This is a genomic window from Arthrobacter globiformis, assembly GCF_030818015.1.
GTDB lineage: Bacteria > Actinomycetota > Actinomycetes > Actinomycetales > Micrococcaceae > Arthrobacter > Arthrobacter globiformis_C.
Genome location: NZ_JAUSZX010000001.1, coordinates 123728 through 149012, shown reverse-complemented (window position 1 = coordinate 149012; position 25285 = coordinate 123728). Strand labels below are relative to the sequence as shown.

Below are 25285 nucleotides of genomic sequence, written 5' to 3'. Positions count from 1 at the left end.
CCCAGTTGGGTCCAGAGAATTCGAGGAATTCATGAACCAGGCATTTGTATACGACGCCGTACGCACGCCGTTCGGAAAGTTCGGCTCCGGCCTCGCCGGCGTCCGGCCCGACGACCTTGCAGCGCATGTGATCGGCGAGTCTGTGAAGCGCGCCCCGCAGCTTGACGTTGAGCGGATTGATGAGGTGGTCTTCGGGAACGCGAACGGTGCCGGCGAGGAGAACCGCAACATCGCCCGGATGGGCACGTTGCTGGCCGGGCTGCCGGTCTCGATCCCCGGCACCACGGTGAACCGGCTCTGCGGTTCGTCGCTGGATGCGGCGATCATCGCGTCCCGTCAGATCAACGCCGGCGACGCAGACCTGGTCCTCGTGGGCGGCGCCGAGTCGATGAGCCGCGCGCCGTGGGTGCTGCCCAAGACGGAGAAGCCCTACCCGGCCGGGGACATGACCCTGGCGTCCACCACGCTGGGCTGGCGCCTGGTGAACAAGGCCATGCCGAAGGAGTGGACCATCTCCCTGGGTGAGGCCACCGAGCGTTTGCGTGAGAAGTATGGCGTGACCCGGCAGCAGCAGGATGAGTTCGCCGCGAACTCGCACAACCTGTCGGCCGCGGCGTGGGACGAGGGGTTCTACGACAACCTGGTGGCCCCGGTTCCGGGCACGGACCTGGTCCGCGATGAGGGCATCCGCCCCGGTTCGTCGGCGGAGAAGCTGGCCGGGCTGAAGACGGTGTTCCGTGCTGAGGCTGACGATGCTGCGTCGGGAACCACTAAGGGTGGCACGGTCACCGCCGGAAACGCCTCGCCGCTGTCCGACGGCGCGTCCGCGGCCTGGGTCGGGTCCGAGAATGCTTCATCGATCCTGGGACTGGAACCTTTGGCACGCATCGCGGGCAGGGGCGCGCACGGCAACGATCCGCAGTTCTTCGGCTTCGCCCCCGTGGAGGCGGCGAACAAGGCCCTCGCGAAGGCGGGCATCGGCTGGGACCAGGTGGGCGCCGTCGAACTTAACGAGGCCTTCGCCGCGCAGTCCCTGGCGTGCATCAACGCCTGGGGGATCGACCCTTCGATCGTGAACCGCCACGGCGGGGCGATCGCGATGGGCCACCCGCTGGGCGCGTCCGGTACCCGGATCCTGGGCACGCTGGCGCGGAGCCTGCAGGCCTCCGGTGAGCGCTGGGGAGTGGCGGCGATCTGCATCGGCGTCGGCCAGGGCCTCGCCGTCGTGCTCGAAAACGTGACTCCTTCCTCCGGAAACAACACAGGAAAGGCATAGGCGATGCTGAATTTCGTTGACACGGTCGGCGAGGCCGTCGCGGCCGTCAAGGACGGCTCCACCGTGATGATCGGCGGATTCGGCAACGCCGGCCAGCCGTTCGAACTGATCGACGCGCTGCTGGACAGCGGCGCCACGGACCTGACCGTCGTGAACAACAACGCCGGCCAGGGCGACCAGGGCCTGGCGCTGCTCATCAAGGAAGGCCGGGTCCGCAAGATGATCTGCTCCTTCCCGCGGCAGTCCGACTCCTGGCACTTTGACGCGAAGTACAAGGCCGGGCAGATCGAGCTGGAGCTGGTGCCGCAGGGCAACCTGGCTGAACGCATCCGCGCCGCCGGCGCCGGCATCGGCGGCTTCTTCACGCCGACCGGCTACGGCACCATGCTGGCCGAGGGCAAGGAAACCCGCATTATCGACGGCCGCGGCCAGGTTTTCGAAACACCCATTCACGCCGACGTCGCACTGATCAAGGCGCTGAAGGCCGACGGCGTCGGAAACCTGATCTACCGCAAGACCGCCCGGAACTTCGGCCCGATCATGGCCGCCGCGGCCAAGCACACCGTGGTCCAGGTGTCCGAGGTCGTGCCCACCGGCGCGCTGGACCCGGAGAACATCGTGACCCCCGGCATTTACGTCAACAGCATCGTCCGTATTGATTCCCGCGGAGCTGCCGCCGCCGGCACCGCAGAACAGGTGGCCTGAGATGAGCCTTGTAGAAACGAGCATCCAGACGTCCGAAACGCCGCTGGGGCGCGACGACCTCGCCCGGCTCGTGGCCCGGGACATCGCGCCGGGGTCGTTCGTAAACCTGGGGATCGGCCAGCCCACACTGGTGTCGAACTACCTCAAGCCGGAGCAGAACATCACCCTCCACACCGAAAACGGCATGCTGGGAATGGGCCCGGTGGCCACCGGGGACCAGATCGATGAGGACCTCATCAACGCCGGCAAGATCCCCGTCACCGAGCTCCCGGGCGCGTCGTACTTCCACCACGCCGACTCGTTCGCGATCATGCGCGGCGGCCACCTGGACATCTGCGTCCTCGGCGCGTTCCAGGTTTCCGCGACCGGCGACCTCGCCAACTGGCACACCGGAGCTCCTGACGCCATCCCCGCCGTGGGCGGCGCGATGGATCTGGCCACCGGGGCCAAGGACGTGTTCGTGATGATGACCCTTCTGACCAGGGAAGGGGCCTCCAAGATCGTGGAATCCTGCACCTACCCGCTCACCGGCGTGGGCTGCGTGACCCGCGTCTACACGGACAAAGCCGTATTCCTCACCGGGCCCGACGGCGTCCGCGTCCGGGAAACCTTCGGCTGCACCCTCGAGGAACTCCAGGCCCTGGTGCCCGTCCCGCTCACGGCAGCCCCCGCCGTCGAGCACTAACCCGCCGTTCCCTCCGACTCCCAGCGCGAACGGACACTTGGCGCCCTTGCCCTCGCTCGGGCCGGGGCCGGAAGTGTCCGTTCGCGCTGGGGGCGGGGCCGGAAGTGTCCGTTCGCGCTGGGGGCGGGGCCGGAAGTGTCCGTTCGCGCCGATTAGGATTGGTGACCATGACCGACGCAGCAGCAGGGACCACGCCTCGGGCGGGCCGCCCGCCGAAGGACGGTGCGGCGCCAGCGGCCAGTGACCAGTACGTACAGTCGCTCGCGCGCGGGCTGGCGGTCATCCGCGCGTTCGACACAGAGCATGCCGACATGACGCTCACCGAGGTGGCTGCCCGCACGGATCTCACGCGTGCCACGGCCCGGCGTTTCCTGCACACGCTCGTGGAGCTCGGCTACGTCCGCACCGACGGCAAGACCTTCGCGCTCACGGCCCAGGTTTTGCAGCTCGGTTACGCCTACCTTTCAGGGCTCTCCCTGCCGCAACTGGCCCAGCCGCACCTTGAAGAGCTGTCGCTGAAGCTCGGGGAGTCGACGTCGGCGGCGGTGCTGGACGGGACCGACATCGCCTACATCGCCAGGGTTACCACCCGCCGGATCATGACCATCGGCATCACCGTGGGGACCAGGTTCCCGGCCTATGCGACGTCGATGGGCAGGGTGCTGCTCGCCGGGCTTCCCCCGGAGCGGCTGAAGGAATACCTGGCCGCGGCGGAGATCAAACCCCTCACCCCGCGCGCGATCGGCACGGTGAGAGACCTTTTGGCCACCCTCGACAAAGTCCGGGCTCAAGGCTGGTGCCTGCTGGACCAGGAGCTAGAGCTTGGGCTGATGTCCGTGGCCGCTCCGGTCTACCACGGTCCGAAGGTTGTGGCCGCGGTCAACGTTTCGCTGCAGGCACAGTCCGTGGCCGCCAAGCCGGATCCCGAGGCCTACCTCGAATCCGTGCGGAAGGAAATCGTCGCCACGGCAGAGCGAATTTCGTCAGACTTCTCCAGCGGTCGGTAGGGGCAGTCAGCGGTACACACAGGCCGGTTCACTCCAACGCGAATTCGACGGGTCACCCTCCCGCCACGCGGTCTTGGGCCATAGACTCTAGCCAACTACGTGCAGCAGCGCCGCTCCGTCCATCCGACCGCGAAGGTCCGGAAACTCCAAGGGAGCAGAAGCGCCGCTGCACCCGTTGGAAGGAAGTGGCGGGTGAAGCTGGGCATAGCGCGGGAGCGCCGGGAAGGCGAACGGCGGGTCGCTGCGACGCCGGAAACCGTAAAGCAGCTGGCCGGACTGGGCCTGGAGGTGCTGGTCGAATCCCGGGCGGGCGTCTCCGCCGGGCATGCCGACGATGAATACCGCCAGGCAGGCGCCCACATCGTTGCCGACCTCGACCCCGCCGGGCTGGATATCCTCGCCCATGTCCGCCCGCTGGAACTCCCGACGGCGACAGCCCTGAAGCGGGGCGCCGTCACCGTGGGTTTGGCCTCGCCGTCGTCCGAACTCGCAACCGTGAGGGCGCTCGCCGAACGTGGGGTCACGTCGTTCGCGCTGGAACTCGTGCCGCGCATCTCCCGTGCCCAGTCCATGGACGCCCTCTCCTCGCAGGCCCTCGTGGCCGGCTACCGCTGCGTCCTCGAAGCTGCCATCCGCCTGCCCCGCTTCTTCCCGCTGTACATGACAGCAGCTGGAACTGTCCCGCCCGCGAGGGTGCTGGTGCTCGGCGTCGGCGTGGCCGGGCTGCAGGCGATCGGAACGGCGAAGCGGCTCGGCGCCCGCGTCTCCGCCAACGACATCCGGCCCTCCTCCGCTGAAGAAGTCACGTCCATGGGCGGCACCTTCATCAAACTGGACCTGGAGACGGCCGAGGCGGCTGGCGGGTACGCCCGTGAGCTCAGCGCCGACCGCGGCGCGCTGCAGCGCCAGTTGCTGGCTCCGCATGTCGCCGATGCCGACGTGCTGATCACGACGGCGGCGGTTCCCGGCCGGCATGCCCCGCTCCTGGTGACCCGGGAGATGGTGCAGGGGATGCGCCCCGGGTCGGTCGTCGTCGACCTCGCCGCGGAGTCAGGCGGCAACGTCGAAGGGTCCGTTGCCGGCCGGGACATCCACGTCCCCACCGCCGACGGAAAGGGGACCGTCACCGTCGTCGGCCTCAAGGACGCGCCGTCGGCCATGCCCACTGACGCGTCCCGGCTCTACGCAAAGAACGTGGCCAACCTGCTCGCCCTGATGACGCGGGACGGGATGGTGGCCCCGGATTTCGGCGACGACGTGATAGCAGGTGCCTGCCTGACGCACGACGGCGTGGTGCGGCACCCGCCGACGGCGGACGCCCTCGCGGCGCTCGCCGGGGACAACGCGCCGGAGGGCGGCGCGTCAGACGGCGCGCCACCAGATACTGCCGACGGGGCGGACAGCGAACTCGCAGACCAGATGGCGAATGACCCGGTGAAGGCGTCGGAAAACGAAGGGGTGGTCTGATGGACGGCATCAGCCTGCTGACGATCACAGTGCTTGCGGTGTTTGTCGGCTTCGAAGTGGTGTCGAAGGTCTCCAGCACGCTGCACACGCCATTGATGTCCGGTGCGAACGCAATCCACGGGATCATCCTGGTTGGCGCCATCATCGTCGCCGGCCGGGCCACGCACCCCTGGGTCCTCGCGGTGGCGCTGCTGGCGGTCGTTCTTGCCACGGCGAACCTGGTGGGCGGCTTCGTCGTGACGGACCGCATGCTTGAGATGTTCCGCGGCCGCAAGCCGGTTAAACCGGCCAAACCCGCCCCCGAGGTCGGAGCTCCAGGGCAGGGCGTCCCTCAGAGTGAAACCCAGGAGAACACGGAGGCCACGCGGTGATCCTCCTCGACCCCAACGTCACCGCCCTGCTCTACCTCGCGGCCGCCGTCTTCTTCATCCTGGCGCTGAAGGGCCTGAATTCCCCGCGCACCGCCCGCCGCGGCAACCTCATCGGCGCCTTCGGTGCGCTGGTCGCCGTCGTTACGGTCTTTTTCTCCACCCGGCTGGACAACGTCCCCCTGATCCTCGGCGCCATTGTCGTCGGTTCCGGTGTGGCCGCCCCCGTGGCCAGGCGCGTCAAGATGACCCAGATGCCCCAGCTCGTCGCCCTCTTCAATGGCGTGGGCGGCGGCGCCGCCGCCCTCGTGGCGCTGCTGGAACTGCCGCATGCGGAGGACGCCTGGGTGCGCGTCGCCGTCGTCTTTACCCTGCTGGTGGGGGCGGTGTCCTTCGCCGGCTCAGCCGTGACGTTTGCGAAGCTGCAGGAGCTCATGACCACCCGCCCCGTGGTGTTCCCCGGCCTGCCAGTGCTCATGGGGGCGGTGCTGCTGGCCGCAGTCGGTGCCGCGGCCGCCGTTGTGATGGGCGGCTCGCTCGTCCTGGCGCTGCTGCTCCTGCTGCTGGGCCTGGCGGCAGGCGTGCTGTTGGTGCTGCCGGTGGGCGGCGCCGACGTGCCTATCGTCATCTCGCTGCTCAACGCGTTCACCGGTCTCGCCGTTGCCGCGTCCGGACTGGTGCTGGGCAACGTGCTGCTGGTGGTGGCGGGCACGCTGGTGGGGGCGTCGGGCACCATCCTCACCCGGGCGATGGCCGCGGCCATGGGCCGCAGCGTGGCCGGCATCCTGTTCGGCGCCTTCAGGGGAGGTTCGATGGCGGGATCCACCACCGTGAGCGACCGTCCGGTCCGTTCGTCCAGCCCGGAGGACGTGGCCGTGCTGCTGGGCTACGCGCAGCGAGTGATCATCGTTCCCGGCTACGGCCTGGCCGTAGCGCAGGGACAGCACACCGCGGCCGAGCTGGCTCAGGCCCTGGAATCCCGGGGTATCCGGGTGGACTTCGCCATCCATCCCGTGGCGGGACGCATGCCCGGGCACATGAACGTGCTTCTCGCCGAGGCCAATGTGCCGTACGAATCGCTCAAGGAAATGGGCGAGATCAACTCCGAGTTCCGCACCGCCGACGTCGCGCTGGTGGTGGGCGCGAACGACGTCGTCAACCCCGCCGCGAAGACCACCGCCGGCTCCCCGATCTACGGGATGCCGATCCTCGAGGTGGCGGACGCGCGCCAGGTGGTGTTCCTCAAACGCTCCATGCGGCCGGGGTTCGCCGGGATCGAGAACGACCTCATGTTCGAGCCGCAAACCACGCTGCTGTTCGGCGACGCGAAGGAGTCCCTGACGAAGGTGCTAGGGGCGGTGAAGGCCCTGTAGGGTATTGGGTCCGGGGGTGTCTGCCATCCCCTTCCGGCGGCTCCGCCGTTACCTAAATGTGACTTTTGGTACGTGCATGCGATAGCCTCGGCCGGTGCCCTGGTTCCAATCAGGGCATTCCCGGGCAGAATGCCGAGCCCTGCCGCTGACCGGGATCCGTTCGCTATAACCGACAGGCAGGGACGGGGGAACCACCTTAGTACCGGCCTTGCGCGTCAAGGCCTTGGGGTTAAGTCCAGCGCTGCGCCTACCCGGCGGGCAGGACCGGGTGACTCCCATCCGAACCCGACAGCTCACCCCGCAGGCATGGGAGAGGCAATCCACCATGTCACGTAAGTCCGCATCCGCGCGCCACCGCGCCACCCCAACGACGTCCATCGCCCTGCAGGGTCTGTCGTATTCCCTGAAGTCCAACGCAGCCTCGGTTGCCAAGCCGGCGGCTGCCGCCGCCGTCGCTTCCGGTCTCCTCTTCGGCGCCGGGGCACCCGCCCACGCAGGCGCCTACGCCCCTGAGACCCCGGACGCCGCTGCACAGTCCGCCACCGGCCAGGCAGTGGCCGCCCCGGCCGCCGCTGCACAGTCCGCCACCGGCCAGGCAGTGGCCGCCCCGGCCGCCACTGCCCAGTCCGTCGCTGGCCAGGCGCTCGCCGCACCGGCAGTCCCGGCCCCGGCAGGCGGAGGATCTGCTGTTGCCGGTGCGTCGCACACCGTCGAGCCCGGCGACACCCTTGGTGCCATCGCAGCACGCCATGGTATCAGCCTTGATGCACTTCTCGCAGAGAACGGCTTGTCCCTGGCCTCGGTCATTTACCCCGGCGACCAGATCTTCATCCCCGGGCCGGGTGCAGCTGCGGCTCCGGCAGCTCCTGCGGCTCCGGCAGCTCCTGCCGCGCCGGCAGCCCCTGCGGCCCCGGCCGTCCCGGCGCCCACCGGCATGGGAATCTACAACGCCTCCGCGTCGATAACGCCGGCAGCAACACCCGCTCCGGCAGCCAGCGGCGTGGGCGCAGCCATTGTGGCTTCCGCCCGGGCGCAGCTCGGTGCCACCCAGGACTGCACCATCCTGGTGGAACAGGCTCTGCGCTCCGTCGGCAAGTCCGTCGGCGACCTGGCGCCCGCGCAGTTCCATCAGTACGGCACTCCGGTTTCCGCCCCGCAGCCCGGCGACCTGATGATCAGCGCCGGGCACGTCGGCGTTTACATCGGCGGCGGCCAGGCCATCAGCAGCGGCATGAACGGTGTCAACGAAACCATCGTGCACCCGGCCTCGTGGCTCACCGGCTCCACCTACGTGCGGGTGAACGCTTAACAGGCGGCAGGGTCCATACAGCAGCGGCGGGTGCATCAGCACCCGCCGCTGCTGCGTTTGGTCGCTTTCGCAATACCGTGGCCCTGTTGTGCTGCCGCCTGGTCGGGGTGCCTAGTTTCGGTGCGGCGGCAGCGTTTGGGCGGCGCGGACGACGGCGTCCGTCACCTCCGTGAGGCCCGGTGAATCCAGCGTCCACACCTGCCAGTAGAGCCGAAGGTCCTCGCTCCACGCCGGGTCGAGCTCCACGAGTGAGTTTTCCGGATCCTGTTGGTCCGGCACCATGCCCCAGCCCAGGCCCGCGTGGACCGATTCGACGTACTGGACTGAATCGGGAATGAAGTGCTGCGGGGGAGTGGCATCCGGCGCGATGCGCGCGAGGACAGCGAGCTGGTGGGTGTCCTTCCGGTCGTACTGCATGACGGGGGCTGCGGCGAGGGCCTCAGGGGTGGGGCCGTCGGGGAACCAGCGGGCCACGAACTCGCGCGACGCCTTGGCCCGGTACACCATGGTGCCCAGCGGCCGGATGGTGCATCCCTGCACCGGCCGGGGATCCGCGGTGATCGCACCGACGGCGTCGCCGGATCGAAGGAGGTCGGCCGTGGAGTGCTCGTCGTCGCGCAGCAGCTCAAGGGCGACGCGGCCGCCGAGCGCAATCTCCCGGTAGGCCGCCGGCAGCCACGTCGCGATCGAGTCCGCGTTGGCCACGATGGGAACCCGCAGCCGCTCGGCACTGGGCTGCCCGCCGTCGTCCCACTCCGCGCGCCCCGGCCCCCGCAGGGCAAGGACCGCCTCGTCGGCGAGGAGCAGGAGCTGCCGCGCGGATCGGAGGAGCTGCTCGCCCGCCGGCGTAGGCCGGACCGGCTTGAGGCGCCGCACCAGGACGCTGCCCACGGAGCGTTCGAGTGCCTTGATCCGCTGGCTCACGGCTGAGGGGGTGAGCCGGAGTTCCCCCGCCGCGGCGTCGAAGGTCTCGTGGTCGACGACGGCGGCAAGCGCCCTGAGCTGGTCGAGTTCCATGAAGATACTCTAATGGAAGTACAGAAAAAGTGAATTGTGTTTCAGATTATCGGATCGTACCTTCGAAGAATGCTTTCTTTTCTGACCGGACTCGGAGCCGGCCTCAGCCTCATCGTCGCCATTGGAGCCCAGAACGCATTTGTCCTGCGCCAGGGCCTCAAGCGCGAGGCCGTTCTTCCGGTCGTCCTGGTGTGCCTCGCCAGCGATGCGGTCCTGATCCTCGCCGGGGTCGCCGGGATCGGCGCGCTCGTCCAGGGCGCGCCGCTGCTCCTTGCCGCAGTGCGGTGGTTCGGCGTCGCGTTCCTTCTGGCGTACGGGGTTTTCGCTGCTCGGCGTGCAGTGCGGCCCGGAGCGCTCAAGGCAGCAGATTCCCCGGGCAGGGGAACCGTCTGGTCTGCTGTGCTCACCGCCGCTGGCATCACCTGGCTCAATCCCCACGTTTACCTCGACACGCTGGTGCTGCTGGGCTCGCTGGCCAACACCCACGGTGATTCAGGCAAGTGGCTGTTCGGGGCAGGGGCTGCCGCCGGCAGCGCCGTCTGGTTTCCCCTTATCGGCTACGGGGCACGTGGACTCAGCGGCTTTTTCGCGCGGCCAGCGTCGTGGCGCATCCTCGACGGCGGTGTCGCCCTGCTCATGCTCACTTTGGCCGTCGTCCTGGCGACTGGTCACTGACGCTCGCAACCGCGCACTGACGCTCGCAACCGGATCCTGACCATCGTCCTCGCGACCTGACACCGGCGGCTGCCCGGCCGGCGGTCCGGAGCCGCCTTGCTACGGCGGGCCGCCGGCCATTCGATCGAGTATCCCGGCGATGATGTCCAGCGCACGGGCCAGCTGCAGATCGGTCGGGGCGCCGTATCCCATGACCAAACCGTTCTCCGGCGTCCGTTCTGCAAAGTAGCTTGCCAGTGTTACGACCCGGACCCCCTGTCCCAGTGCTTCCTCGGCCAGGCGCTCGGCAGGAACGTTCCACTGGAGCCGGATGACGGCGTGCAGGCCGCCGTCCAGGGCCGCCAACTGTACATCTGTCCGGCCTCCGAGCCGGTCAAGCAGCAGTTCGCGGCGATGCGCGTACTGGCGCCGTGCCCGGGCGATGTGCCGCGCGAGGCCGCCGCCGGCGATGTAGTTGGCCAAGGCAGACTGCATCACTCCGGGAACGGGCGTGCCGAGGTCAAGCCGCGCGTTCTTGAGGCGCTGCCCTGAGGTGCCGCGAAGCACGAGATACCCGCACCGCAGCCACGGGCTCAGCGACTTTGAGAAGGTGCCCACCAAAACGACTTCGGCCGCGGAGGGCAGCGAGGCGAGGGCAGGCAGGGGCATCCTGCGGTGCCGGAACTCGCTGTCGTAGTCGTCCTCCAAGATGATCACGCGGTTGGCTTCAGCCCAGGCCAAGAGAGCCAGCCTTTCCTTCACCGGCATCCGGCCGCCCAGGGGGTACTGGTGGCTGGGCGTCACCAGGATGGCGTCAGGATGGGGGCCGAGGGCCGCAAGCTGTGCCGCTTCCAGTCCGTCGTCGTCAACCGGAAGGGTTTCCACCGCGGCTCCCGCGGCGGAAAGCACCCGCCTGGCCGTGGGATAGCCGGGGTCCTCCATCAGCACGCGGGGCCGGTCCGCCGGTCCACGGAGTGCTGCGACGATCAGCTGCAGGGCGTCACTGGTGCCTGCCGTGATGATGACGTCCTCAGCACTCACTGTCAGCCCGCGGGCAGCCGCGAGGTGATCGGCAACGGCAGCGCGAAGGGCCGGGGTGCCCAAGGCGGCCGGAAGCTCAACCTCCACCGGCTCGGCAACGGCCTTCCGCCAGGCGGCCCGCCAGTCGCGGTCACGGAACGGGGCGCCGGACGGCCGTCCGGGCGTGAGGTCGATCGTTGCAGTTTGCTCCATGCCGGATGCCGCCAGGGTGCCTTCCGACGCCAAGCCCCGGCCGTCGGAGCGTACCGCCACACGGGTACCGCCCGAGCCCCGGCCCTCCAGGTACCCCTCGCCGGCAAGCTGCTCGTAGGCGCGGACCACCACTCCGCGGGAGACGCCCAGCCCGGCGGCAAGGCGCCGCGATGCGGGAAGCGTGTGCTCCGGCCTCAGGGTCCCGTCCAGGATGGCTTCCCGCAGCCTGCCGACCAGCTGGGTGGCCAGCGGAACGCGGCTCTGGTGGTCTAGAACCAGCGGCAGTTCGGCTTCGATCTTGGTCCTCCTGAATTGTGGATTCTTGGATCTATGCTAGGACCAATCCGGCTGTGAGCATGAAGGGAGAAACCAAAGCTGAACTGAAGAGAGGACACCTTTCATGTTTAAAGGCCTTTGTGCGTTTCCCCTGACTCCGCTCGCTGGGGACAACGTCGACGAAGCCGCACTGGTGCGGCTGGTCGGCCGGTGTGTTGATGCCGGAGCGGACTCCATCGGTGTGCTTGGTTCGACGGGCGTCTACACCTATCTGCTGCGCGGGGAACGCCGCAGGGTGGTGGAGGCCGCCGTCGAAGCTGCCCAGAGGACTCCCGTGGTGGCAGGTGTCGGTGCCATGCGCACCCGTGACGTGCTGGAGTGCGTCAGTGATGCCCAGGCTGCGGGCGCCTCGGGTCTGCTGCTGGCGCCGGTTTCGTATCAGCGGCTGACCGAAGAAGAGGTCTACGGCCTCTATTGCGAGGTCTCGTCCGCGTCCGATCTGCCGATCGCCGTCTACGACAACCCGGCCACGACAGGGTTCACCTTCTCGGATGAACTCCACGGCCGCATCGCTGAACTTCCGGGCATTGCCTCGATCAAGTTCCCGCCCCCGGCCCCGGGACAGGCCGCCGACCGCATCGCCCGGCTCCGGGCGGCAGTTCCTGGGGGTGTCTCTTTGGGTATCAGCGGCGACTGGGCCGCAGCGGAGGCATTGCTCGCCGGCTGCGACGTTTGGTATTCAGTCATCGCTGGCCTGTTTCCCAAAACCGCCAGGGTGATTGTGGATCTTGCCCAGACCGCCCAGATCGGCCAGACGGTCCAGTCCGGCCAACCGTCCGGCCAGGGCGACCTGGCGCTGGAAGCATCTGCTGCGCTGGAGCCCGTATGGGCGCTCTTCCGCGGGTACGGGAGCCTGCGGGTCGCTGCCACCATGGCCGAAGTGCTGGGCTTCGTGGAGGCGCCGTGCCTGCCCCGCCCACTGAAAAGCCTCGACGGTGAGGGCCGCACCCGAGTCGAGGAAGCCCTGCGGCTCAGCGGCTTGGGCGCCTGAGCAGGTACGGCATGGGTAGCCTGAACCGCGGTACGGCGGAGCAAGAAGCACGGGTGGAGCAGGAAGCGCCGAAGAAGCAGGCACCGGCCCGGGCCGGCGGCGGACTGGCCCGCTACGTGGCGGCCGCGACGCTGGCACGCACCGCGGACGGCGGGGCCGTTGTGGCGATTGTCCTCATGGTCACCACAGGAGGGGCGCCGGGTTGGCTTGCCGGCTTGCTCGGTGCCTGCATCACCGCGCCGCACCTGCTGGGGCCGCTGGTGGCGCGGAGTCTGGACTCCTGCCGTGACGGACGCGTCCTGATCGCGTGGGCGTGCGTCGTCCATGGCGCTACGCTGGCCGCCGCCGTGCTGCTGTACCCGGTGACGTGGCCGGCGGTCACGGGCGTTTTGCTGGTGGTTTCGGGGCTGGTCGGGCCGCTGCTGACCGGTGGCATCAGCAGCCGCCTTCCGGCAATCGCCGGCCCGGACCAGGTCAGCCAGCGCCGTGCGCAGGGATGGGACGTGGCCACCTACGGAATAGGCGGGACCATCGGCCCGAGCGTCGTGGCCGCCGTCTCCGCCTGGGCCGGGCCCACTGTAGCCGCGCTTATCCTGGCGGCGGCCACATTCGTGGCTGGCGCCGTCGTTCGATTGCTGCCCTACGCTCCTCCCGCAGCAGTGGCAGCCGAGGTTCCGGGGCCGGCGAAGACCCTGCGGCTCATGGCTGTCACAGGCCGCCTTCGGAGAATGCTGTACCTGACCGTCACGGTGGCGTTCTCCGTTGCGGCTCTCCCCATCGCGGCCGTCGCCTCCACCGCCATGTTCCAGGTGCAACCGGCGGCCGCCGGCGTTCTGACGGCCGCCTACGGGCTGGGCGGCCTGGCAGGTTCGGCCGGAGTGATGTGCCGTCCGCTGCGGGGCGACGCGGACCGGCTGGTGACGCGTCTCGCGGGATTCGTCGCTGCGGCGCTGGCCGTCGCCGCCCTGTCCGGGTCCTTTGTGCCTGCCGTCGCCGCTTACGCAGCCGCTGGGGTCTTGAACTCGTACTTCTTCGCGGCGACCCTCGCCGCCCGGAGCGAATTTGCCCCGCCGCAGGTCCGGGGGCAGGTGTTCGTTTGGGTTGGTGCCCTCAAAATCACCGCCGGGTCCGCCGGAACAGCCGCGGCCGGCGTCGTCATAACAGGGGAGCCGCAGCTTCCCCTGTTCCTTGCCGCCGCACTCATCCTGGCCAGTGCCGGGGCATCGGTCCTGGACCGCCGCGGCGCCGGCGGGCTGAAGACGGCGCACTGAGGGTCGCCGGCCGCGCACCGGTCGCCTTCGCAAGTATCAGCCGGATGGATAGGGCCGTGCCCCATATCCCGGGATCGCGGTTACGATTTGAGTTCCGGGGCTTTCGGGCCCGCCCGCAGCAGCCGAAGGACACCATGACAGCCCAGAATGCTTCCTCGCCGCCACGGGCCGCCGTGGTCGTAAACCCCGCCAAGGCTGTTGGCGCCGACCTCCGCGCCTCGCTGGTCCGGCTGTGCGATACGCAGGGCTGGGCCGAGCCCATGTGGCTGGAAACCACAGTTGAAGACCCGGGCGTAGGCCAAGCCCGCGAGGCGCTGGAGGCGGGGGTCGACGTCGTTATTGCCGCCGGCGGCGACGGTACCGTGCGGTGCGTGGCTGAGGCGCTGGCCGGAACCGATACCCCGATGGGGATGGTGCCGCTGGGCACGGGCAACTTGCTGGCCCGCAACATGGGCGTGGACATCTCCGATCCCGTTTCCGCCGCGTACGACGTGCTCAACGGGACCGACCGCACGGTTGACGTCGCCAGGGCCACCTTTGACGGGTCCGCGGACGAGAACGTCTTCCTGGTGATGGCCGGTGTGGGCTACGACGCCGCGATCATGGCGGACACCGTGGATGCGCTCAAGGACCGCATGGGCTGGCTCGCGTACGTTGAAGCCGGCATCCGGAAGCTGCCGGGCAAGCCGGTCAGGGCAACCGTCAGGGTGGACGACAAGCACCCGGTCAAGCGCCGGATCCGCAGTGTCATGGCCGGTAACTGCGGCCGGATCATGGGCGGCATCGAGATTTTCCCCGAGGCGAAGATCGACGACGGCAATTTTGGACCTGCTGATCCTGGCCCCCCGCGGGCACTTCGGCTGGCTCGGCGTCGTGGCGGGGATATTCGGCCGCAGGAAGAACAAAAAGGAATCCGCGGAGTACTTCCAGGGCAAGAAGATCGAGGTCACATTGGAGCAGGAGGAGGAGTTCCAGCTCGACGGCGATCACGTCGGCGCCGTCAAGCAGCTGTCCATTTGGGTGGAGCCCGGGGCGCTCAAGGTCCGGATGTAGCCCGATCCGGATGTAGGTCCACTCCGGAAGCAGAGCGCCCCGGGCTTGGGAGTGCCCGGGCCTGGCCTGTACAGACAGGCGCGTCAGTCCCCGAGGAGCCTGCCCCACCTTGGTGCGAGCAAGGGTGAGCCGGCAAGTTTCAGGCAGTGCCACAGCGTCACGGCAACCGAGTCCAGGACCGGTACGCCCGTGCCCGCCTCGATTTCTGCCGCGATGTTGGCGCCGTACAGGTTGGTGCAGAGGTAGATCAGCGCATCCGGAGCGTCGGCCGCGAGCTCCAGGGAGCCGGGACGCATTTCATCGTCGGTGACCCGGCCGAAGGACTCGTTGTCGCTCAGGCCCAGGCAGCGGTGGCTGACGGTTTTGATGCCGTCCCGCTCATAGGACTTGATGATGGCCTCGTTGACGTCCTCCGTGTATGGCGTGAACAGCGCGATCCGCTCGGTGCCGAAGGACCGGAACGCCTCGAAGTATGCGAGCGTGGACGTCGTGGCGGGGATGCCGGTGGCGTCGGTGATTTCAAGGACGAGGTCGCGGTCGTGAGTGGACCCCAGCCATGATCCCGAGGTGCCATTCCAGGCGATCACGTCGACGTCCGCCGTCGCCAGCAGCCTGGCGGCCTCGCGCATGACGGCGGGGTTGAACTGCCTGTCCGATGAATCGTCCAGCGCAATCCGTGTGACCGGGATCCGGGTGAAGTGGATGGTGACGTCGGTGCGGTCGCCCAGGATGCGGTAGCTCTGCGGTTCCAGGCAGGTGTTGGAGGACGGCACGATCATGCCGATCCGGGTCGGGCGGACAGCCGGAGTTGGGCGGAAAGGTGAAGTCTGGCGGTTCACGGGTGCTCCTAGAGGGTCGCGGCGGACAGGTCGGCAGCGGCGGCAAGGTGTTCCCGGAATCCGTTCCTGGAAACGAAGCGGCCCACAGCGCCGGGATCGTGGAAGCCCTCCCGGTCCAGTACCACACGGCCTGCGGAAACCACGACGGCGGGCCAGCCGGCCAGCGTGCGGCCGTCGAAAGGCGAGAAGTCGGTGCCCATGTGCAGCGCGCCGCCGTCCACCGTCCTGTGTTCTGAAGGATCGAAGAGCACCAGGTCGGCGTCGAAGCCCTCGGCGATGGAGCCCTTGCCGGGCAGGGCGTTGATGCGCGCCGGTCCGGCGGAGAAGACCTCCACAAAGGCCTCCACGTTGCTGCCGCATTCAGCCATCGCCGTGAACGTGACGGGCATGCGGGTTTCCACGCCCGGGAGGCCGTGCGGCATGGCGCGGACGTCGTCGGTGCGTTCCCGCTTCTGGGTCAGGTCGTAGCAGGAATGGTCCGAGGAGACGGTGTGGATGGCGCCGTCGGCCAGCCGTTCCCTGAGCGCCGCGACCGTTTCCGGGCTGCGCATCGGCGGGCAGCAGGCGTACCACTCCGGGAAGGCCGAGCCGTACACGGTGTCGTCGAGCGTGAGATAGTGCGGGCACGTTTCCGAGTAAGCCTCCTGGCCGCGGGCACGGGCCTCGGTGACCAGGTCGACCGCTCCGGGCGTGGACTGGTGGACAAAGTACACCGGGGCCTTCGTGTACTGGGCCATGGCCAGGGTTTCCTTGACCGAGATTTCCTCGGCAAGTTCGGGGCGCGTGCGGTGCAGGTGCTCGATGCCGATCCTGCCGTCGTCGGCGTGCTGCGCCGTGCAGTCCGCGATGATGGGGTCGTGCTCGGCGTGGATGTACGTGAGCCCGTCCAGCCGGACCATTTCTCGCATCACCTTCAGGATGGTGTCCCCGTCCGCCATGGTGGTGCCGCGGTTAGTGGTGTACATCTTCACGGAGCGGACACCCTCGGCGGCGAGCTGTTCGAGCTGCCACGGCACGGTCTCGTCCCAGCTGATCACGGACCCGTGCAGGGCCACGTCGCAGCGGGACTCCTGCGCCAATTCCTTCTTGTTGAGCACGGCCGCCAGCGGGGTTTCGCGGGCGTCACGGGGGATGCCGAAGTCGATGAGGGTGGTAGTGCCTCCCCACAGGGCAGCGGTAGAGGTGGTCCGGTAATCGTCCAGGGTGCGGAACCGGCCGGTTACCTGGGCCACGTGGCAGTGCCCGTCCACGCCGCCGGGGATCACCAGCTGGCCGGTGGCGTCGATGGTGCATTCGGCGTCGGGCGCGGGTTCTGCTGCGTCGACGAGCTGGCTGATCTTGCCGTCCACCACCACGATGTGGGCGGACCGGCGGCCGAAGCTGTTGACGACGGTGCCGTTGGCGATGACGAGTTCGGGGATGCGGGACATCGTTGTCCTCCTGACTGGGAAGCTGACGGGATTAGTTGTGCGTGGAAGCCGCGGCGTTTGCTGCCGTCTGGGCGGCGGTCAGGGCGGCGTCGAGGTTTTCGGACAGGCCCTTGCGGGCCTTGACCGGCGGCGGGGCGAAGGCGCCGGCCCGGTGCAGGCCGGACTGGAGCCCCACCACGGCCTCGGCCATCCGGATGCCGGCGGAGATGCCGTCCACCACCGGCACGGGGATCTGCCCCCGGAGTTCGCGGGCCAGCCCCGCCAGAGGCGCTCCGGCGAGGATGACGACGTCGGCCCCGTCCTCCGCGACGGCCTGCCGGCTGAGTGCCAGGAGGGTTTCCTTGAAGTCCTGCTGCACCGAGCCGATGGCGTTCAGGGTCTCGTTGATGGAGCGGATGGAGGCCAGCCGTCCGCCGAGGCCGAACCGCTCCACGCAGTCCAGGTACCACGGGCGGATCCGGTCCGAGATGGCAATGATGGAGAACCGGTGCCCCTGCAGCGCCGCGGCGCAAAGGGCTGCCTCGGTGATTCCGATGACGGGGACGTCGGCCAGCTCCTTCAGGGCCGGCATTCCGGGGTCCCCGAAGGCCGCCACAACGACGCCGTCGATGGGATCGCCGTCGCTGCCGCCTGTGGCGGTGTGTTCGGCGATGATTTCGGCGACGGCGCCCGCCGCGATGAGTGACTCAAAGCGGGTTTCGATGTACTCCACCCCGTGGCCGGCCGTGCGGACCACCAGGCTGGTCCCGGGCGAGGCGGAGCGCAGGGCCTCGGACCCGATCAGGGCAGTGACGTCGTCGCTGATGTTGGGGTTGATGACAAGGAGTTTCATTTTTTCTTCCGGTGAAGGGCGGGTTCTGTTTTCTGGAAGTCGTCGGGGAACTGTTCACGGTATTTGCCGATGTGCGACGCCGACTGGGCTGCGGCCCGGTCGGGATCACCGCTGGCGATGGCATCGTAAAGTTCCCGGTGTTCCTGGATCAGTTCGGGCAGGTCGCTGACGTGGCGGAACAGCCAGTGCATTCGGCCCTGGAGCGGTTCAAGGGCGGACTTGAGGAAGCCGTTGTCCGCGATCCGGGTGATCGCGTCATGGAATTCGCTGTTGGCCCGGTGGGCCTCCATGACGGCGCCTTTGGCGAGGTGGCCGTCGGCCTCGTCCAGGAGCCCGTCAAGGTAGCTGAGATCTTCCGGTGTTGCCCTGACTGCGGCAAGGCGGCAGGCCAGCACTTCCAGCGACTGGCGGACGTCGAAGAGATCCTCCACGTCTTTGGGGCTGAGTGAGCTGACCTCGGCGCCGCGGGCTCCCCGGTCACTTAGGAGGCCTTCCTGGCGCAGCATCCGAAGCGCCTCGCGAACCGGCAAGCGGGAGACATTGAACTCGGCTGCCAGGTCGCGTTCCACCAGCCGTGTGCCGGGAGCGTAATGCCCTTCGAAGATCCGGGTGCGGAGCGTGTCCCGGACAGTCTCGCGGAGGGGCCGTTCCTTGTTCTGGGTTTCTTCTGCGGCAAGCATGGTGCTCCATTCGTGGTTTTTCACAGACTCTATGTCCTCGGCGGCATCCATCTCAGGTCAATCCGCCGAACCTGGCCGGGGACCTGAATGGCGGAGGGCTGGAGCGGCCAAACTTCCGTTCAAGGGCCGCGGCGACGGCGAGTACCTCGCGGTCCCGGTATGGCCGGCCCACCACCTGGACGCCCACGGGCAGGCCCTCGCTGGAAAGCCCGCACGGCACAACCGCCACTGGGAAACCAAGGATGCTGATGGCTCGGCAGCAGGATCCCAGCTCCGTCCAGGGAATGTCCTTGCCGCTGACATTGAAGGTTCCGGTCCGGGGATCCGACGCCGGAACGCTGGCCACGGGCAGCAGCAGGATGTTGTGCTCCTCCATGAACCCCAGCACCAGTGCGCGGATCGCATCCCGCTCCGCGGCAGCCTTGCGGTATTCCGCCACCGTGCCGGGTGCTGCGCCCAGCAGGGAGCTGCGGAGGTTGCTACCCAGCTCCTCCTCGCGCCCTGAGGCAAGTTCCACCACTTCCGGCATTCCCTCGGCCGTGCGGAGAGCCACGAAGGCTGCCGCCGCCCGCTCGATGCCTGGCGGCCTGCCGTGCTTCGTCGGAACACCGAGGTCCTCGAGGGCTTCCGCGGCCCTCCGGACGGCAGCCACCAGATCGTCCCGGACGGGGTGGGTACCCTCGTCCTCGAACCAGGCACAGCTGATCCCGGCCAAGGAATCGACCGGACCGCCCAGCGGAACCGGCACGGTGGAGGGATCCACCCCATCCGGCCCGGCGAGGATGCCAAGCAGTACGCCCAGATCGTCCACGCTCCGGGCCAGCCACGCCATGGTGCCGAGCCTGTGCAGGGCAGACATCGAGTTGGGTGCGGGCAGGCTCTCGCCGGCCGCTGGCGGCACGTACGGCAGGAGACCTGTCTCGGGCACCAGTCCGACGGTGGGCCGCAGGGCTGCCAGGCCTGTACAGTGGGCCGGCCAGCGGATGGACCCGCCAAAGTCGGTGCCGAGCCCGAAGGCACTCATACCGGACGCCACGGCTGCGCTGTCGCCGCCGGTGGAACCGCCGGACGTCAGGCCCGTGTCCCAAGGATTCCAGGTGTCACCGAAGAGCGCGTTGCGCGTGTGTGTCTCAACCGCGAACTCCGAACAGTTCGTCTTGCCCAGCAACACCGCTCCTGCCTCCTGAAGGCGGCGGACCGCCGTCGCGGACTGCTCCGGAACGTAATCCCCCAGAAGGGGGCTTCCCGCCGTGGTGCGCAGGCCTTTCGTAGCGAGCGTGTCCTTCACCGTGAACGGCACTCCGTGCAAGGGGCCCAGCGACCTGCCGTCGGCGGCAGCCCTGTCCGCGACGGCAGCTTCCTCAGCGGCCAGGGGGTTGAGGGTGACGACGGCGTTCAGGCGGGGGTTCTCCTGGGCGATCCGTTCCAGGTGTAGCTCCAGGCATTCCGTGGCCGTCAGGCGGCCCTCCTGCAGGGCGCCCGCCCATTCGGTCATGGAAAGTTGGGTCAACTGCTCCTTGTCCCTGGTGGCCTGCAGTGAAGGCAGGGCGGTGTTGTTCATGTCCATGATCCTTATCGTGTGGTGCTGGCCGTCTTGCCGGCCTCGTTCATGGTGATCTTGGACGTTTCCTTGGCAACGTAGACGCAGAACACCATGAGCAGCAGTGCGGCGGACAGGTATCCAGCCACGGCGAATCCGGAGCTGGTCAGGACGATCAGCTGGATGGCGATCAGCGGGGCAAAGCCGCCGCCAAAGACGCCAGCGAGCTGGAAGCCTACGGCGGAGCCGGTGTAGCGGACCTTGGTTGCGAACAGTTCGGGGATGAACGAAGCCACCGGGGCGTACATGGCCGCAACGATCACCAGGCCGATGGCGGGGGCGATGAGCACCAGGAACGGGTCCTTGGAGTTAAGCATCGCAATGAACACGAAGCTGTAAATGATGCCCGCGACGGCGCCGCCGATCATGACGGGCCTGCGGCCCACACGGTCCGAGAGTGCGCCGAACAGCGGGATGCTGATCATCTGGGCAACAGCCGAAATGGTCGATGCCGCCAGGGCCAGGCTCTTTGGCAGGCCGAGGTGTTCGGTTCCGTAGACGAGGACGAACAGCGCGAAGATGTAGAACGCGATGTCGCTGCCGATGCGGGCGCCGACGGCCAGGGCCAGTTGCTTCTTATAGTGCTTGAAGACATATAGGAGTGGAGCCTTGACTTCTTCCTGCTTCTTCTCCGCGGCCTTCTGTTCCGTCTGTTCGAAGATTGGCGATTCCGCGAGCTTCAGTCGGATGTAGAGACCGATGGCAACGAGCGCAAAGCTGATCAGGAACGGGATCCGCCAACCCCAGGCGAGGAAGGCTTCCTTCGAGAGGGCCGAGGTCATGAGCGTGAAGATGCCGGTGGCCAGGAGCAAGCCCGTGGGCGCGGCGGTCTGGACGAGGCTGCCGAAGAGCCCGCGCCGGCCGCTCTTGTCCGACTCGGTGACCATGAGGGCAGCTCCGCCCCATTCGCCGCCGATGCCGATTCCCTGCAGGAAGCGCAGGCTAACCAGAAGGACCGGAGCCCAGATGCCGATGTTGTCGTAGGTGGGCAGGAGCCCGACGGCGGCACTGGCCAGGCCCATCAGGAGCAGTGTGGTGACCAGGACGTTTTTACGTCCAATTTTGTCGCCGAAGTGGCCGAAGATGGCGGCGCCCAGGGGACGCACCACGTAGCCCACCGCGTAGGTGGCCAAGGCCAGCAGGAGGCCGGTGGCAGGTTCTGAACCTGGGAAGAACAGGATGGGGAAGACGATGGAGGCTGCTGTGCTGTAGGCAAAGAAGTCGTAGTACTCAAGTGTGGTGCCGACGAAGCTCGCGGCAACGACCCTCTTCATTGAGTTCCCGCCGCCCTTCTGTTTGGCGTCGGACAGGGAACTGCGGGTTTGGGAGTTGATCGACATGTTGCCCTCCTGGGCGATGCGACGGGGGTACAGGACCGGGTTGAGGTGAGGAAGCTGTGTCCTCGTATTACCGGTTTGGGATCCCAAATATGACGGTAGGTTGTGAATGAGCTGATGTCAATGGTTTGGGATCCCAAAGCAGGGATCGTTTAGAACGACAGGCTCGGCCGGTTTAGACCGGCAGCCGCTTGTTGTAGTTCAGGGTGAGCACGGAGACCCCCATGATGATGGCGGATCCCACGAAGTAGAGCAGCGCCCAGGTGTAGGAGCCGGTGGCGCCGACGATGAGGCCGACGGCGATCGGCGTGACAAACCCGGAGATGTTGCCGCTGAAGTTCATCGCCCCGCCGAGTACACCGGCGTTGGTGCGGCCGCCCAGGATGGACGGGATGCTCCAGAACAGGCCCACCCAGCGGAGGAAGAACATCACCACGGAGAGAAGGACGACGGCGGTGGTCGGGTCAGCGACGACGGTCACCCCGACGAGGCCGCCCACCACCACGACGCTGGAGATGCCCAGCAGCGTCCGCATGACGCGGTTGGCGGAGGCGCCGGTCGCCCGCCACTTGTCGGCGATAGTGCCGCCCAGGATCTCGCCGACGAAGCCGGCTCCAAAGATCACGAAGGTGGACCAGCCGATGGTTTTCAGGTCGAAGCCCTTGGCCTGGGCGAGGTAGAGAGGGCCCCACGTGAGCAGGCCGTAGAACACGCCGTTGAAGCCCAGCCAGCCAAAGCACATGGCCCAGAAGGAGCGGAATTTCAGGTAGGGGAGCAGTGCCCGCTTGCCCTTGCTGCCTTCCCTCTCGGCTTCGGCATCCTCCTCGGCGTGGGAGGCCTCGATGTAGTCGGCCTCGGCCGCGTTGACGCCGCGGTGCTGGCGGGGATTGTCGCGGACGTACCACCAGACGGCCAGACCCATGAGCACTGTGGCGGCGCCGGCGATGACGAACGAACTGCGCCAGCTGCCGGTGGCGGCGATGAGGCCGGCGATGAGGATGCCGCCCAGGCCGGCGCCGAGTGGTGCGCCGGCGTCCAGGATGGTGGCGCCGCGGCCACGCTCCGACTTGTGCATCCAGATGGCGTTCAGCTTGCCGCCGGCCGGCATCACGCCGGCCTCGGTGACGCCGATGCCGAGGCGGGCGATGAACATGCTCAGGAAGCCGCCGGCCATGCCGGAGGCGGCGGTGGCCGCGCCCCAGCCGACGCAGGAGGCGGTCATGACCTTCCGCGGACCGAACTTGTCGATTAGCAGGCCGATCGGGATCTGCATCAGGGCGTAGGTCCAAAAAAAGGCCGAGAGCAGGAGGCCCACGAGCTCCGGGGCGAGGTTGAATTCCTTTTGGATGATGGGCAGCGCCACCGAGATGGAACCGCGGTCGATGTAGTTGACGGAGACCAGGACGAGCAGCAGCAAAAAGAGCTTCCAGCGGACGCTGGTGCGCCGTTGCACGCCGTCCTTGCCGGGCTTGATGCTGCGGGGTTCGGTGGATTGGGCCGGGGTTGTCACTGCTTCAGTTTCTGGGAGAGACACAGCTTCTCCTTTGCGGGAAGGGTGCGGACAGGAAAGGGGGATGAGCTTGTGCGGGGCGGTGCGGCCGCGGTTGGCGGGACCTCCGGAAGGGCGGATTGTTGGATGTCGCCGCGGAGACATCTTGCCGTTTGGGATCCCGTTTTGGGATCCCAAACTCAAGGTAAGGAGTGGCGTGGGACACTGTCAAGGGTTTTCGGAGAAGATGGCCGTGGCTCACGAAAAAACGAATTGTGACCGCGGCCCGACGGCAAGACATCGAAAGGAAGTAGCGAGTGAAAACGGTCCGACTTGGAAACTCCGGTCTGGAAATCAGCGCCGTTGTCCTGGGCATGATGAGCTACGGCGATCCGGGAAAGGGCTCGCACGAGTGGAGCGTGGGCCTCGAGGAAGCCAGGCCGTTCGTGCGGCGCGCCTACGAAGCGGGCATCACCACCTTCGACACAGCGAATGTGTACTCGGCCGGTTCGAGCGAGGAGATCACCGGCGCCCTGCTCAAGGAACTGGCGCCCCGTGAGGAGGTCCAGATCGCCACCAAGGTCCACGGCCGGATGCGCCAGGCCCGCAACGGCGCCGGCCTCAGCCGGGCCGCGATCATGCACGAGATCGACGCATCCCTCACCCGGCTTGGCACGGACTACGTGGACCTGTACCAGATCCACCGCTATGACCCGGTGACTCCCGTCGAGGAGACGATGGAGGCCCTGCACGACGTCGTGAAGGCAGGAAAGGCCCGGTACATCGGGGCGTCAAGCATGTGGGCCTGGCAGTTCGCCCGGATGCAGCATGTGGCGGAGCTGAACGGCTGGACCAGGTTCGTGTCGATGCAGGACCAGTACAACCTCCTCGAGCGGGAGGAAGAGCGGGAAATGCACCCGTTCTGCCTGGCAACAGGTGTGGGCGTCATCCCCTGGAGCCCGCTGGCGCGCGGAAACCTGACCAGGCCCTGGGGTGCTGCGGGGTCCGGGACCCGGAAGGACATGGACGAGTTCGGCAAGGGCCTGTACAAGCAGGACGAGGACGCGAACAGGGCCATCGTCGACGCAGTCGCCGCCGTGGCCGACGAACGCGGCGTGCCGATGGCGCAGATCGCCTTGGCCTGGAGCGCGGGCAAGTCCGCAGTCACCGCCCCCATCATCGGGGCGACGAAGGAACGCCATATCGACGACGCCGCTGCCGCCGTCCAACTTAACCTGACCGAGTCGGAGGTCCGGCGCCTCGAAGAAAGCTACACGCCCCGCTATCCGTCCGGGTTCTGACCGACCCGAAGAGGCTCCCGGTGCGCCAGGATTTCGGCGAGCTCCGCGAGCCGGTGGGCGCGGGCCGACTCAGCGGGCGTGAACGGTTCGCCGGGACGGAAAAAGGTGATGGGTCCGTGCCAGGCGGTCGGAATCTTCAGGACGGTGCCGGCGTCGTTCGTTGCACCGCCGTGGCGGGCTGACTCGCTGCCGGGGTCGAGGATCCTGGCGGACAGCAGTTCCGCCACGGCCAGCGGAAGCTCCCCCGGCGCGGCGGCGATCCGTGTGGCCAGGCTCAGGGCCTTGGTCTGCCCGTCGGCCATGGCCAGGGCTGTGGTGGGCCAGACCTGCGTGCTGCGTCCGCCGCCGTCCATCAGGGCTTCCAGCAGCTGGCGCTCGCTGACTCCGCCGGGGGCGGACAGGACGAATTCATCCATCACCCCGCCCCGAACCGGATGGACGTGGATGCCCAGGATGTTGGTGTCCAGCAGTGCCAGCGACCTGGTGATCCGCTTGAGGGAGCCGGGCTCGTCGCGGAGCACCGTCCGGGCACGCCACAGCGCAGGTGCCGTGCCAAGCCGCCGTCGGTGCCGCAGCGCGGGCGCGTGGAGCCACCGCCGCAGGATCCGCGCCGCGGACGGCTCGGCCACCCAGATCACCAGGACCGTGGCCGTCAGCGTCAGGACCAGTACCTTGGCCACGTAAGGCAGATGCGTCTGCACCACCAGCGCGTGCACCAGCAGTTCGATGGGCAGCATGACGGCGACATTGGCCACCGTGAGGCGTGTCTTGGTGGGCTCGGGCATCTGCCCGCAGACTTCGCAGCTGAGCTCGGCCGCGGCGGGGGTCGGTTTGTGATGGTTCCGCACGGGGGACTTCGGCGCCTGGGGCTTCATGGTCCCAGCCTGCCCGCCCGCTGTTACGGCGGGATTGCCCCCGCGTTCCGATCCCGCGAAACATTAGCCGTTCCGCAGCGCTCTGGCCAGCCTCCGGCCCCTGTACCTACACTGAAGGGACCAGCGTGCGGAGCTCCCGTACAACGGCCTGCTCGCA

The 25285-nt window shown here is 67.9% G+C and carries 23 protein-coding genes and 1 riboswitch; of the genes, 13 read left to right on the top strand and 10 right to left on the bottom strand.

Annotation, left to right across the window (positions count from 1 at the left end; all coding sequences use genetic code 11):
* Nucleotides 1-31 precede the first annotated feature (31 nt).
* From QFZ23_RS00700 to QFZ23_RS00665, 8 genes are all read left to right on the top strand, one after another.
* Complete coding sequence (locus QFZ23_RS00700; protein WP_306920058.1) at nucleotides 32-1276, top strand: thiolase family protein; 1245 nt, start codon at nucleotides 32-34, stop codon at nucleotides 1274-1276.
* A 3-nt stretch (nucleotides 1277-1279) separates the two neighbouring features.
* Nucleotides 1280-1981: a 3-oxoacid CoA-transferase subunit A gene (locus QFZ23_RS00695; RefSeq protein WP_306920057.1), complete on the top strand. Its 702-nt coding sequence runs from the start codon at nucleotides 1280-1282 to the stop codon at nucleotides 1979-1981.
* Nucleotide 1982: 1 nt separating this feature from the next.
* Entirely contained in the window at nucleotides 1983-2666 is a 684-nt protein-coding gene (locus QFZ23_RS00690) for a 3-oxoacid CoA-transferase subunit B (protein WP_306920056.1), read from the top strand.
* Nucleotides 2667-2833: 167 nt separating this feature from the next.
* Nucleotides 2834-3673 carry an IclR family transcriptional regulator domain-containing protein gene (locus QFZ23_RS00685; RefSeq protein ID WP_306920055.1) on the top strand — a complete coding sequence of 280 codons (840 nt, stop codon included), beginning with the start codon at nucleotides 2834-2836 and terminating at the stop codon, nucleotides 3671-3673.
* Between the two features lie 192 nt (nucleotides 3674-3865).
* Entirely contained in the window at nucleotides 3866-5140 is a 1275-nt protein-coding gene (locus tag QFZ23_RS00680) for a Re/Si-specific NAD(P)(+) transhydrogenase subunit alpha (RefSeq protein ID WP_306920054.1), read from the top strand.
* Nucleotides 5140-5511, top strand: a complete 372-nt coding sequence (locus QFZ23_RS00675) for an NAD(P) transhydrogenase subunit alpha (RefSeq protein WP_306920053.1) — start codon at nucleotides 5140-5142, stop codon at nucleotides 5509-5511. The genes QFZ23_RS00680 and QFZ23_RS00675 overlap by 1 nt, the downstream gene beginning before the upstream one ends.
* Nucleotides 5508-6881 carry an NAD(P)(+) transhydrogenase (Re/Si-specific) subunit beta gene (locus QFZ23_RS00670; protein WP_306920052.1) on the top strand — a complete coding sequence of 458 codons (1374 nt, stop codon included), beginning with the start codon at nucleotides 5508-5510 and terminating at the stop codon, nucleotides 6879-6881. Before QFZ23_RS00675 ends, QFZ23_RS00670 begins: the two co-directional genes overlap by 4 nt.
* A gap of 151 nt (nucleotides 6882-7032) precedes the next feature.
* Nucleotides 7033-7203, top strand: a riboswitch (cyclic di-AMP (ydaO/yuaA leader).
* A gap of 3 nt (nucleotides 7204-7206) precedes the next feature.
* A complete protein-coding gene (locus QFZ23_RS00665) occupies nucleotides 7207-8190 on the top strand; it encodes a C40 family peptidase (protein ID WP_306920051.1) in 984 nt (327 codons plus the stop codon).
* Nucleotides 8191-8301: 111 nt separating this feature from the next.
* Here the strand turns inward: QFZ23_RS00665 and QFZ23_RS00660 are convergent, their stop codons facing one another.
* A complete protein-coding gene (locus QFZ23_RS00660; RefSeq protein WP_306920050.1) occupies nucleotides 8302-9207 on the bottom strand; it encodes an ArgP/LysG family DNA-binding transcriptional regulator in 906 nt (301 codons plus the stop codon).
* Nucleotides 9208-9276: 69 nt separating this feature from the next.
* Between QFZ23_RS00660 and QFZ23_RS00655 the strand changes: the two genes are divergently transcribed.
* Nucleotides 9277-9882, top strand: a complete 606-nt coding sequence (locus QFZ23_RS00655) for a LysE/ArgO family amino acid transporter (RefSeq protein WP_306920049.1) — start codon at nucleotides 9277-9279, stop codon at nucleotides 9880-9882.
* A gap of 99 nt (nucleotides 9883-9981) precedes the next feature.
* Here QFZ23_RS00655 and pdxR read toward each other — a convergent pair whose 3' ends face one another.
* A complete protein-coding gene (pdxR, locus tag QFZ23_RS00650) occupies nucleotides 9982-11343 on the bottom strand; it encodes a MocR-like pyridoxine biosynthesis transcription factor PdxR (RefSeq protein ID WP_444861251.1) in 1362 nt (453 codons plus the stop codon).
* Between the two features lie 151 nt (nucleotides 11344-11494).
* On the opposite strand from pdxR, the gene QFZ23_RS00645 reads away from it, so the two are divergent.
* From QFZ23_RS00645 to QFZ23_RS00635, 3 genes are all read left to right on the top strand, one after another.
* Nucleotides 11495-12421, top strand: coding sequence for a dihydrodipicolinate synthase family protein (locus QFZ23_RS00645; protein WP_306920048.1), 927 nt, complete (start codon nucleotides 11495-11497; stop codon nucleotides 12419-12421).
* Between the two features lie 11 nt (nucleotides 12422-12432).
* Nucleotides 12433-13692 (top strand): MFS transporter, encoded by a 1260-nt coding sequence (locus QFZ23_RS00640; RefSeq protein WP_306920047.1) that lies wholly within the window; start codon nucleotides 12433-12435, stop codon nucleotides 13690-13692.
* Nucleotides 13693-13826: 134 nt separating this feature from the next.
* A complete protein-coding gene (locus QFZ23_RS00635) occupies nucleotides 13827-14873 on the top strand; it encodes a diacylglycerol/lipid kinase family protein (protein ID WP_306920046.1) in 1047 nt (348 codons plus the stop codon).
* Here the strand turns inward: QFZ23_RS00635 and QFZ23_RS00630 are convergent.
* From QFZ23_RS00630 to QFZ23_RS00600, 7 genes are all read right to left on the bottom strand, one after another.
* Entirely contained in the window at nucleotides 14829-15524 is a 696-nt protein-coding gene (locus tag QFZ23_RS00630) for a maleate cis-trans isomerase family protein (protein WP_444861250.1), read from the bottom strand. The two genes, QFZ23_RS00635 and QFZ23_RS00630, sit on opposite strands and share 45 nt — an antisense overlap.
* A gap of 68 nt (nucleotides 15525-15592) precedes the next feature.
* The gene (locus QFZ23_RS00625; RefSeq protein ID WP_306920044.1) at nucleotides 15593-17014 is read right to left on the bottom strand and encodes an amidohydrolase family protein; all 1422 of its coding nucleotides are present in this window, start codon (nucleotides 17012-17014) and stop codon (nucleotides 15593-15595) included.
* A 31-nt stretch (nucleotides 17015-17045) separates the two neighbouring features.
* Nucleotides 17046-17846, bottom strand: a complete 801-nt coding sequence (locus tag QFZ23_RS00620) for an aspartate/glutamate racemase family protein (protein WP_306920043.1) — start codon at nucleotides 17844-17846, stop codon at nucleotides 17046-17048.
* Complete coding sequence (locus QFZ23_RS00615) at nucleotides 17843-18550, bottom strand: GntR family transcriptional regulator (RefSeq protein WP_306920042.1); 708 nt, start codon at nucleotides 18548-18550, stop codon at nucleotides 17843-17845. The genes QFZ23_RS00620 and QFZ23_RS00615 overlap by 4 nt, the downstream gene beginning before the upstream one ends.
* A 28-nt stretch (nucleotides 18551-18578) precedes the next feature.
* Complete coding sequence (locus QFZ23_RS00610; RefSeq protein ID WP_306920041.1) at nucleotides 18579-20087, bottom strand: amidase; 1509 nt, start codon at nucleotides 20085-20087, stop codon at nucleotides 18579-18581.
* Nucleotides 20088-20098: 11 nt separating this feature from the next.
* Nucleotides 20099-21466: an MFS transporter gene (locus tag QFZ23_RS00605; protein WP_306920040.1), complete on the bottom strand. Its 1368-nt coding sequence runs from the start codon at nucleotides 21464-21466 to the stop codon at nucleotides 20099-20101.
* Between the two features lie 172 nt (nucleotides 21467-21638).
* Nucleotides 21639-22973 (bottom strand): MFS transporter, encoded by a 1335-nt coding sequence (locus QFZ23_RS00600; protein WP_306920039.1) that lies wholly within the window; start codon nucleotides 22971-22973, stop codon nucleotides 21639-21641.
* A gap of 296 nt (nucleotides 22974-23269) precedes the next feature.
* Between QFZ23_RS00600 and QFZ23_RS00595 the strand changes: the two genes are divergently transcribed.
* Nucleotides 23270-24253 carry an aldo/keto reductase gene (locus QFZ23_RS00595; RefSeq protein ID WP_306920038.1) on the top strand — a complete coding sequence of 328 codons (984 nt, stop codon included), beginning with the start codon at nucleotides 23270-23272 and terminating at the stop codon, nucleotides 24251-24253.
* Here the strand turns inward: QFZ23_RS00595 and QFZ23_RS00590 are convergent.
* Nucleotides 24235-25128: an amino acid-binding protein gene (locus QFZ23_RS00590; protein WP_306920037.1), complete on the bottom strand. Its 894-nt coding sequence runs from the start codon at nucleotides 25126-25128 to the stop codon at nucleotides 24235-24237. The genes QFZ23_RS00595 and QFZ23_RS00590 overlap by 19 nt on opposite strands.
* Nucleotides 25129-25285: the final 157 nt, after the last annotated feature.